The organism is Streptomyces sp. NPDC015127, assembly GCF_043080095.1.
GTDB lineage: Bacteria > Actinomycetota > Actinomycetes > Streptomycetales > Streptomycetaceae > Streptomyces.
The window spans coordinates 1-8,903 of sequence record NZ_JBIBVE010000057.1; the positions used below are offsets into that span (position 1 = coordinate 1).

Genomic DNA, 8,903 nt, shown 5'->3' on the forward strand with positions numbered 1-8,903 from the left:
GCACGTCCTGTCGGACGCGAACGGACTGCCCCTCGTCGTGGGCGTCTCCGCGGCAAACGTCCACGACAGCCTCACACTGAAGCCCATGGTCGCCGGTCACCAAACGAGACACGACCCTCACCGCGGCCGCCCTTCAAACCCCACGCCTGCACGCCGACAAGGCCTACGACGTCCCCCACCTGCGGAGATGGTTACCCGGCAAACGCATCGGCGCCCGCATCGCCCGCAAAGGCATCGACTCCAGCGAACGCCTCGGCCGCCGCAGAAGGGGTCATCGAACGGGCGGTGTCCTGGCTGACCGGCTACCGCCGACTCAACCACCGCTACGAACGACATCCCCGCAACTACCTGGCATTTCTCGGCCTCGCCGCCACCATCTGCTGCTACAAGCGACTCATCCGCCTCACCACATAGGACACGGTCTTAGTCACCGCGCATCCGCAGCGGAGTTGCACTTCGTAAGCATAAATTACTCTACCGCAGATACGAAATGAGATGGAAGCATTTCAGCCACTAGGCGACAACCGGGTCGTCACCGCCGCTGACAGCCTCTCATAGTCGACATTGCGCCAAGGTGTTCGAGAGAACCAGGAATTGTTTCGTGAGCATGGCACGAACCCCCGAAGACGCAGTTATGCAGTTTGCGGCACTCTTCAATGCCGGGAACCTGAAAGGCATGCTCCCGCTTATCTATGACTCGGTGCTGACCGTGTTCGAGCCTGGAGAGCCTGGAGCACACGGAAAGCCTGCATGGAAAGATGGAATGGAGAGATTTCTCCGCCTCCAAATACCACTCGAAATTGAAGTGCGGGCTGTGTATCACGTCGGGGACACAGCCCTGGTTATTTCAGACTGGTCGATCAATGGCACTGCCCCGGATGGGGAGGTGCGTCAGGTGCAGGGAACGAGTGCAGACGTATTACGTCAAACGCCGGATGGTCACTGGAAGTACCTCATCGACAATCCGTTCGGAACGGCCTCGCGACAGTAGGGGATGAAGAATGTCTTCGACCATTCCTCCCACGCCATACGAGCTCTATATCAATCTTCGACGTCTTCGTTCGCTATGGCCATGCTCTTCCTCGGGTACGAATAATGTGGCCATATGCTGCGGCTTCCAAGCAGTCGAGCTGTGCTGGCGGCTTGTTGACCATGCTCTTGACGACGGAAGAAAGTCGGCCCACCAGCAGGAACGCATAGACCGCTACCTCGACGTGATCGTCAAGGCCCTGCGTACTGTCGGCGGATTCATAACAGAGCACGAGGATTCTGTCGCGCAGGCAGTGCCACCAACCCCCCGCCACAACTATTCACCCGGATTCGCCCTGCTACCAGGCCTTTCCACGCAGCAGATCCGTCGAGTTACGGACGCCTACTTTACAGAATTCAGCCATCTGTCATTCGATGTGGGCATCGGCGCTCAGCTGACAAAGATGCGCCAGTTCGCCGGGCTCCCCTCTGCTGGCGACATCCAGGATCGACCTGTAATGGCCTACCACGACATTGTCTCACCCGACGAAATTCATGCACTCCACCAGGGTGAGTCAGGCAGCCCTGAGGACTACCTCTTCGCTGGTGTACATCAGATCACGGAGTGCTGGCTCCACCTAGTCCACCACTTCCTGGACAACGCGCGCACTCTCGCCGATACAGGGCATTGGGAATGTGCGGCACAGGCCGTTGAAAATGCCACCTCGTCGCTTGCAATGGCCATAGAAACGGGGCAGCTCCTTGACCTTATGAACCTCGTGGACTATCACCCTCTTCGGGTTCGACTTAGAGATGGGAGTGGCGCTCAGTCCCACGCCGCTCAGCAGATACGTCCGGCAGGACGCAAAGCGATAATGCCTCTTCTCGATCTGCTCAGTCGCACTAAGGCGAGCTTGATTGACGTCCTGGATGCTCCTTACCTGTCCCCTGACGCGTATGAGTATCTTCGAAGTCTTACACGGTTTGGAAAGGTAAGTCAGGAATTCCTTTTCAAACACTATTTGCTTGCACTCGGCGTCATGGGGCAGCGCGGTTTGGGGTCGCTCGGATACCAGGTGAACCAGATGGTGGAGCGAGCAGCAGCACCCTTCTTTCCGGAGATCGATGAAGCGTGCTACGACTACGCAGTGCTGATGAATTTCTCGCATGGAAGTCACGCAGGGGAGATAATCAGCCGCCGGGAGTTCACACACGGATTTCGTTGTGGCGACATCGTCCCTGTCGGGGCGTGCCCACCCGAGACGGCGTCTCGTGTGATCCAGGACTACTTCCATCTCATGAGCTCAAAGAACGCGGAGGAATGGATTGCACTCTTTGAGCCAGAAAACGGAAGAATAGTTGATGCTGGAGCGCGCCCCTTCATAGGAAGAAGTCGCCTGAAGGTCTTCATCACTATGTTCTTCAACAACTTCCCCAAGGTCGCCGCATCCTACTCAGATGTAAGATTCAGCAAGAATGCAGCAACCGTCAAGTGGCGCTACGACCTTACGTCCTACAATGACATTCAGATCTCCATCAGCGGAGAAGAGAGATTCACCTTCAGTAGCTCTGGTCTCATTCTGGAAGCAGTCGCAATATGGAATCCGCGTGATCTGGCAATGCAGCTTCGCTCGGGCATGTCCCGTGCCGGCGCAGCCTTCTATCGCTAGGGAGGACAGTCATGCTGGCCACGGTCCTTTACGGCACCAGGGATGTGAGAGTCGAAGATGTTCCTGAGCCGGTGATGAGAGTCCCCACTGATGCCGTGGTCCGCGTTCTGGCCTCCTGCATCTGCGGCTCTGACCTCTGGCGCTACCGCGGTGTACTGCCGTCAGATGGTCCTGCACGAATCGGCCACGAGTTTGTCGGCGTGGTTGAGGAAACTGGCACCGCCGTCCACAGCGTAGGACCAGGAGATTTCGTCATTGCCTCGTTCGGCATCAGTGATGGAACATGCTTCCATTGCCGAAACGGTGTCCCGACATCCTGCATCAAGGGTGCCTGGTGGGGCGGGCGGGATAGCGACGGGTTCGACCTGGACGCCGGCCAGGGGGAACGAGTTAGAGTGCCGCTTGCCGACGGAACGCTCCTGGCCTTGCCCGATCACCCTGATGAGTCACTCATCCCGGATCTTCTCGCCCTATGTGACGTGCTTCCGACTGGCTACCACGCAGCAGTGTCGGCGGGAGTGTCTCCTGGCAGTTCTGCCGTCATCGTGGGAGACGGCGCAGTGGGTCTCTGCGCAACCCTGGCTGCCGTATACCTGGGTGCTGAGCGGGTCGTCGTGATGTCTCGCTATCCTCAGCGGCAGAAGTTGGCAGTTTCCTTCGGCGCAACGGACATCGTCGCTGAGCGTGGGGCAGTGGGCATCGAGCGGGTCAAAGACTTGCTCGGCGGAGTCGGCGCTGATGCCGTACTCGAATGCGTCGGGACGCCGAAAGCCCTGCAGCAGGCGGTCGGCGCCGTGCGTCCAGGTGGACGGCTTGGTCATGTGGGGGTTCCTGTTGAGGATCGTTCCCTGCCCATGTGGCCCCTGTTCCTCAACAACATCGCTGTCAGTGGAGGTCTCGCCCCAGCGCTTCAGTACATGCCACTGCTCCTGGATGCCGTCCTGGGCGGATCGATGCAACCTGGGCGGGTGTTCGACTTGGCATTGCCACTCCGCCAGGCTCACGAGGGGTACGCCGCCATGAACTCACGGCAAGCTATCAAGACGCTGCTGTGGAGTTGATGCTGGGGAGCTGCGCCAGCGACACCGACGTTCACCGGTCTGCGGATACGGCAATTCGAGCGGCTGCTGAAGGTGGTACAGGAGCGTGGCGGTGACTATCCCGGAGGCGCGCCCTTGGTGTCTGCCACAGAGTCAAGAGCTCCCAGGGCTGTTCGAGGACAGGGACCGTGACGCCCAGTCGGCCAGGCAGGTGCTGCCTTCCCGTGGATCGGCGGCGGTCCTAATGCGCAAGGTGGTGCCGTGTGGGCGCTGGGCGGATGCCTATCCCGGTCCTGGCACCGAAGCCCCTGCGAAGAGTGGCATTACCCGGTGTCCTCGTGGCCATCACGGCAGCTTGACGGGCGCTGGCGCCCGTAGGCGGCCGGACGATACCCTGCACGAATCGGGCAATGAACAGCGAATCGCGGGGATCCTCCCTTCAGATGCGGAGCCTGGGTGATCGGTCCCGACCAGGACCAAGGACGCTCTCAGTAGAGGGCTCTGTGCCCACGTAGCGGAAAGTGCTTGACTCTGGCCCGTAGCGTTCGAGAGAAGGTATGGGACCCCGCTCTATCACCAGTGCTCCTAGGCACCAGGTGGCAGGGCTGCCGCACCGCACCCTTAGAAGCGGCCAGCGGATCTCCAACGAGCTCAACTCCCTGCTCCCTGCTCCCTGCTCCCTGAGCATTATTACCTAACTGCCGTGGCCGCCTTCGAACCCTCGTAGAACCGCCCCTGCCACCCGACGGCACACGAACTGATCAAGCTCGCACCGGGCTGGGCCGCAAGGCCAACTCGCACAGCGGCAAGCCGCGCTCAAGCAGGCCGGCCGCAAGCGCAGCATCGGGGCCGAGGCCGAGTGGCTCCGCGAGGCCTTCGACTCGGCAAGCAGCTGTTCGCCTGGTCCAGCTGGAAGCCGCATGCCCCGCCCCAGACAGCTCGCCGAAGCGGTCGAAGAGGCTTCCCCAGCACCCGGACGCTGAGATTATCCTCAGCTTCCCCGGCGTCGGCATCCAGCGGCGCCGGGGCGCTCGCCGAGATCGGGGACGATCGCCGACGCCGACGACCTCAAGCAGCCAACTCATAGCATCATCATGGCGGGTTAGGGCCCTGAGGTGTCTCTCGATGCGGCAGCTTGCGCCGCTGTTCGGCTGCCCGCCAGCGGTGTGCCGGGCCCTCCAGCGCCTGCAGCCGCTCCTGGCCATCGAACCGACCACCCACCCGGACGACGCAGCGGTTGTGGATTGTGTACGGCACCAAATCCGGTCCGTGACCGGAAGGTTGGCGCAACCCCACGCAACTACCGCTTCTCGGCAACGTGCAGATCATCCTCGACGCTGATACCAAGCTGGCCGTCGCCGATAGCCGCGGGCCATCCCCGGCAACACCGCCGATGCGAAGGCCTGGCTCCCTAACACCAACCACCAACTTATCCGTGCCCAGGTCGAGCACGCATCCGCCCGGATGAAGCACTTCGAGACCTCCGCGACTGCCGACGAGCGCTGCCACGGTCTCCAGCAGGCGGTCCAAGCAACTGTTGCTCACACGCCCAACCTGGCCCTCGCCACATGATGCAGGCCGACCACGAACCGGGCACCGCCTGCCCTGCTCACAGGCTTCTGCAACACGTTTGGCCAGGAGGCCAGATGCCCTGCGGGGATCACGCCGACAGCACCGCCCAGCGAAGGCTGCCGTTGCTGTGCACGCGAACACCGTGGGCAAGAGCGATGCGGTCGACTATCTTCATGCCTCGCCCGTGCTCATCGGGCTCGCAGCTGGCTGCCCAGGCCCCTTCACGGCCAGCCGGTCCACCATCAGTGACTTCGACCCGAACAGCGTGGTTGCCTTCATCCACCGCAAGATGAAGTCTCAGGGGAGGCAGCGCATGCTCGATGGCGTTAGTAACCAGTTCCGAGACGACGAGCAGCACTGCATCAGAAATTTCGCTGTCAACTTACTTGAGAGACAACGCAGTTGAGTCGACAATGTGGTTCTGCTCTGGGCATCTGCGCGGCGCGAAAGCAAGTAAGGGATCGCGCCCAGCTTGCTACACCTTTGGCATCGTGCTCGAGTGTGCTTTTGAGCGACGCTCTGCAGGAGTCATGCCGCCCCAGATCCCCCTGTGCTCCCGCATGCGGAGCGCCACTTCAAGGCACTCTCTCCTCACCTGACAGCGGCTGCAGATTTCTATGGCTGCCCGGCCCCAGTCGGCGCTGGGCCGGCCTCGTTCAGGGACGAAGAAGATCTCGGGGTCGATGTCTTGCGACGCACAAGCAGCTTGCTCTTGCCAGGGGTTCCTGGGTATGGAAACTGTTTCGACGAAGGGTGAGTTCACGGCGTACTCTCACTGAGGCATAAGGAACCGATGGGCGCTACGGTCGCAGAGGTCCACTCCGGCCGCTATCCACAAGAATCTCCGATGCCGAGCGAAGGCTGATGAGCAACCCTTGCTCATCGCATCGCATACGCCCGGGCCGGGAACCGGGTATTTTGACCGCTGAAGACGCTGCTGGAGCGTGCCATCATCTCCCGAGACATTTCCTTATTCCAACCCGCTGGACTGGTTAATACTAGTCTCACCAAACGATGGCGTTGACAGTCCCGGCATATCACTGTTCAGTCGGGCCTGGCGATAATGGGCGCCGCTCCCTGGCGAGGTTACTGATCCTAGTTCGAAGTCAGACTGAGGCTCACGCTTAAGCATGCTGTCCTCCTCGCCCTTGCCGGTGGCAGTGAGGCCAGAAGGCTCGTGTGTAAGTCGGCAGTGCTACCCGCCCCGAGCGGATGACCGGAAGGCGGCTACCTGGGTGCTGGTGGCGTTCATGGAGCTCTGCTCGCTCCTGCCAGCCCCTGGCGAACAGGGCTCTGCCCCTCACTTCCTGGTCTGGTCCGTGCCAGTGTGCCTTCCTCTGCCCCATTCAGTAGGGAAGGGGGCGCCCTGATGGCGTGCGCAGATCTACCGGCGGACGCCGTGGGAGCAGCCTGGGTTTCTGGATACGAACCTGCGCCATGGTGAACCCGTCCTTGGATTGAATCCGTACTGCCTTGCTGTCCATGCTGCAGGCCGCCCAGATGCCAGGCTTGAGTAAGCGCTACCCAAGGGTCCGAGCTTCCTCATATTCGGCCCGGTGCAAGAACGCTCTCCTTCGTCGAAAAACCATGGGACGCAACGACTGCGCCAAGGTTTACATCGCTGAGCACCACCTTTTCCCGACCCCTCTCCCAGTAAGGCCTGTTTCGAAAGCAGGCGAGGACGTCGTGTGTGACACCGTGCCGCAGATGGACGAGCGGCCAGGAGCCGCTAGACGACCACCCGCTTGTACTTCGTTCCCGCACCAACGGCTCTGTCACGCGGGCGGTCAGTCCGTAATCACGGACGTCGAAATGCCTGTGACTCGACGCTCAGGCATGATCGACTTGCGTGCCTCAGCCCACACCACAAACAGCAAACGATCCAGCCCAGCCGTCATTACCGGTAACCATGCACGAGCTCGTTAGGGCAGCATGAGGGAGTCAATGACAGACTCCCAGTCGATGAGCGCGGACTCTGTCCCGCGTGGGATGAGATCGAAAGAGCGGTCGAGCCAAGCACGAATGGGATCGGATTCTGTTGTGAACAACGCGTGGCTGCCGGAAGATCTCAGCAGGATGCAGAGCAGGGGCTCTTCACCCTTGTCCGCTGGCCAGATACGGACATCGCCGTTGCCCGCATCGTGATTCATGCCATGGTACAGAAGATCACGGGAGAACCTCCACGATGTGATCAGACCGCTGGCATTCTGGAAGTCCAGGGTCACTGCGAATGGGTCAGCACTGCGGTAGCGCAGCTTGGTTCTTACGGGCAGCGCCACCTCGTCGTGGACGTACTGGTCCAGTACGGCCTCGATCTCTTCACAACTGTCCCAGAAAATGGACTCCGGCATCGTCTGGCCCTTCCGCCTACCATTTGACTTGTTTGCAGGGCTCGTCCTGCCATCGGCACCTGCGCGCTTGAGTGCCGGCTTCTGTGGATGTCGGTGCTTACCCCCGCCCCGGCTCATTAGCAGGCCTTGGCCAGGCACACGGGAGGTTATAACTCTCAGCGAGCCTGGTCAGGCCACGTAGTGGCCTGACCAGGCTCGCTGAGAGTTGTCAGCTTCGCATGAGTACGCCCTACTCAGTCCAGGCTTGGAGGAGGCGCCTACATCATTCTCCCTGTGGCGCAGGTCCGGCGTCGTTCAAGAGATCCGAGATCTCTCGTCATGTGACGTTGCGCTCCGGCGGGGCCAGCCGGGGAGGTTCATTCCGGTGTCGGGTCCGTCTGGCTGTTACCGCAATAACTGCCCCAACGCCAGTAGGCCGCACCCAGCAGTACTCGGTCCTCCAGCGGCAGGCCCCACGGCCGGCCCCGGCGAGGATCGTTGTTGCCCTGTCGCCGCAGCTGGCGCATCAGCTTGGCGAACACGTGCGGGCTCAGCCCCGTGAACGGGGCTATCCAAGACGACTCTGACGCCCTGATCACTCCAGACACGGCAAGATCATCTCAGCCACGACCAGCAGTTACAGGACAGCCCTTACTGATCTTTTCGTAAGTTCGGTGGGTGGATAGTGAGTCCCGTGTGGATGAGGAAGGACCATGGCAGCTGCTGGTTCTGGTTGATGCGGTGGATGCCTTGTTCGGTGGCGTCGGCGACATCGGCGAGGTGGTCGCCGGCAATGTTGGCGAGTTCGCGTTTCTTGAGCGACGACCACAGCAGTTCCACCGGGTTGAGCTCGGGTGCGTAGGCGGGTAGTCGCTCCAGGGTGAGCCAGTCCTGGTCGGCGACCCAGGCCCGCATGGCCCGGCTCCAGTGGGCGGACAGACCGTCCCTCACCAACACGACCCGCTCCCCGCCGTAGAACACCTTGACCTGCTCCAGAACTTCGATGAGAACCGGTAGTTGCGCGAGGAGGCACCGACCTTCCGGTCACGGACCGGGACCAGAGTCCCGTCCACAATCCACAACCGCTCAACCGGGTTGACGGGCCGGGATGCCGGCTCGATGGCCAGCAGCGGCCGAAGCCGCTGGATCACTCGGCACACAGTCGCCGGCGAGCAGCCGAACAGCGGCGCGACCTGCCGCATGGAGAGGTTCGCCCGGCAATAGACAGCCACCAGCAGCACCCGGTCCGCCAGCGGCAGGCACCACGGCCGGCCACCACCAGGACCGTCTCCGCCCCGCTCCCGCACCACCTTCACCAGCCG

At 61.5% G+C, this 8,903-nt stretch carries 7 protein-coding genes and 4 pseudogenes; 5 read left to right on the plus strand and 6 right to left on the minus strand.

The genetic code is table 11. The features are described from left to right. The 5 genes and pseudogenes from ACF08N_RS37285 to ACF08N_RS37305 form a co-directional block, all read left to right on the plus strand. Positions 1 to 414, plus strand: a pseudogene (locus tag ACF08N_RS37285) (transposase); the annotation flags it as partial. A gap of 193 nt (positions 415 to 607) precedes the next feature. Next, complete coding sequence (locus tag ACF08N_RS37290) at positions 608 to 991, plus strand: YybH family protein (protein ID WP_392329164.1); 384 nt, start codon at positions 608 to 610, stop codon at positions 989 to 991. 10 nt (positions 992 to 1,001) lie between these two features. Then, positions 1,002 to 2,639, plus strand: a complete 1,638-nt coding sequence (locus tag ACF08N_RS37295) for a hypothetical protein (RefSeq protein WP_392329158.1) — start codon at positions 1,002 to 1,004, stop codon at positions 2,637 to 2,639. 11 nt (positions 2,640 to 2,650) lie between these two features. Next, positions 2,651 to 3,700 carry a zinc-binding dehydrogenase gene (locus ACF08N_RS37300; RefSeq protein ID WP_392329159.1) on the plus strand — a complete coding sequence of 350 codons (1,050 nt, stop codon included), beginning with the start codon at positions 2,651 to 2,653 and terminating at the stop codon, positions 3,698 to 3,700. A 39-nt stretch (positions 3,701 to 3,739) separates the two neighbouring features. Next, positions 3,740 to 3,842 (plus strand): annotated as a pseudogene (locus ACF08N_RS37305) (IS5/IS1182 family transposase); the annotation flags it as partial. Between the two features lie 1,497 nt (positions 3,843 to 5,339). On the opposite strand, the gene ACF08N_RS37310 reads toward ACF08N_RS37305, so the two are convergent. The 6 genes and pseudogenes from ACF08N_RS37310 to ACF08N_RS37335 all read right to left on the minus strand — a co-directional run. Continuing rightward, positions 5,340 to 5,609, minus strand: coding sequence for an ATP-binding protein (locus tag ACF08N_RS37310; RefSeq protein WP_392329160.1), 270 nt, complete (start codon positions 5,607 to 5,609; stop codon positions 5,340 to 5,342). A 117-nt stretch (positions 5,610 to 5,726) separates the two neighbouring features. Further along, entirely contained in the window at positions 5,727 to 6,014 is a 288-nt protein-coding gene (locus ACF08N_RS37315; RefSeq protein WP_392329161.1) for a WhiB family transcriptional regulator, read from the minus strand. Between the two features lie 1,159 nt (positions 6,015 to 7,173). Further along, positions 7,174 to 7,602, minus strand: coding sequence for an SsgA family sporulation/cell division regulator (locus tag ACF08N_RS37320; protein ID WP_392329162.1), 429 nt, complete (start codon positions 7,600 to 7,602; stop codon positions 7,174 to 7,176). A gap of 404 nt (positions 7,603 to 8,006) precedes the next feature. After that, positions 8,007 to 8,189 (minus strand): annotated as a pseudogene (locus ACF08N_RS37325) (IS5/IS1182 family transposase); the annotation flags it as partial. Positions 8,190 to 8,232: 43 nt separating this feature from the next. After that, positions 8,233 to 8,538 (minus strand): transposase, encoded by a 306-nt coding sequence (locus tag ACF08N_RS37330; protein WP_392329163.1) that lies wholly within the window; start codon positions 8,536 to 8,538, stop codon positions 8,233 to 8,235. Positions 8,539 to 8,582: 44 nt separating this feature from the next. Beyond that, positions 8,583 to 8,903: pseudogene (locus tag ACF08N_RS37335) on the minus strand (transposase family protein); the annotation flags it as partial.

Coding starts and splice junctions, on each gene's coding strand:
- ACF08N_RS37290 (WP_392329164.1), top strand. CDS start 608: ATGGCACGAACCCCCGAAGACGCAGTTATGCAGTTTGCGGCACTCTTC.
- ACF08N_RS37295 (WP_392329158.1), top strand. CDS start 1,002: ATGTCTTCGACCATTCCTCCCACGCCATACGAGCTCTATATCAATCTT.
- ACF08N_RS37300 (WP_392329159.1), top strand. CDS start 2,651: ATGCTGGCCACGGTCCTTTACGGCACCAGGGATGTGAGAGTCGAAGAT.
- ACF08N_RS37320 (WP_392329162.1), bottom strand. CDS start 7,602: ATGCCGGAGTCCATTTTCTGGGACAGTTGTGAAGAGATCGAGGCCGTA.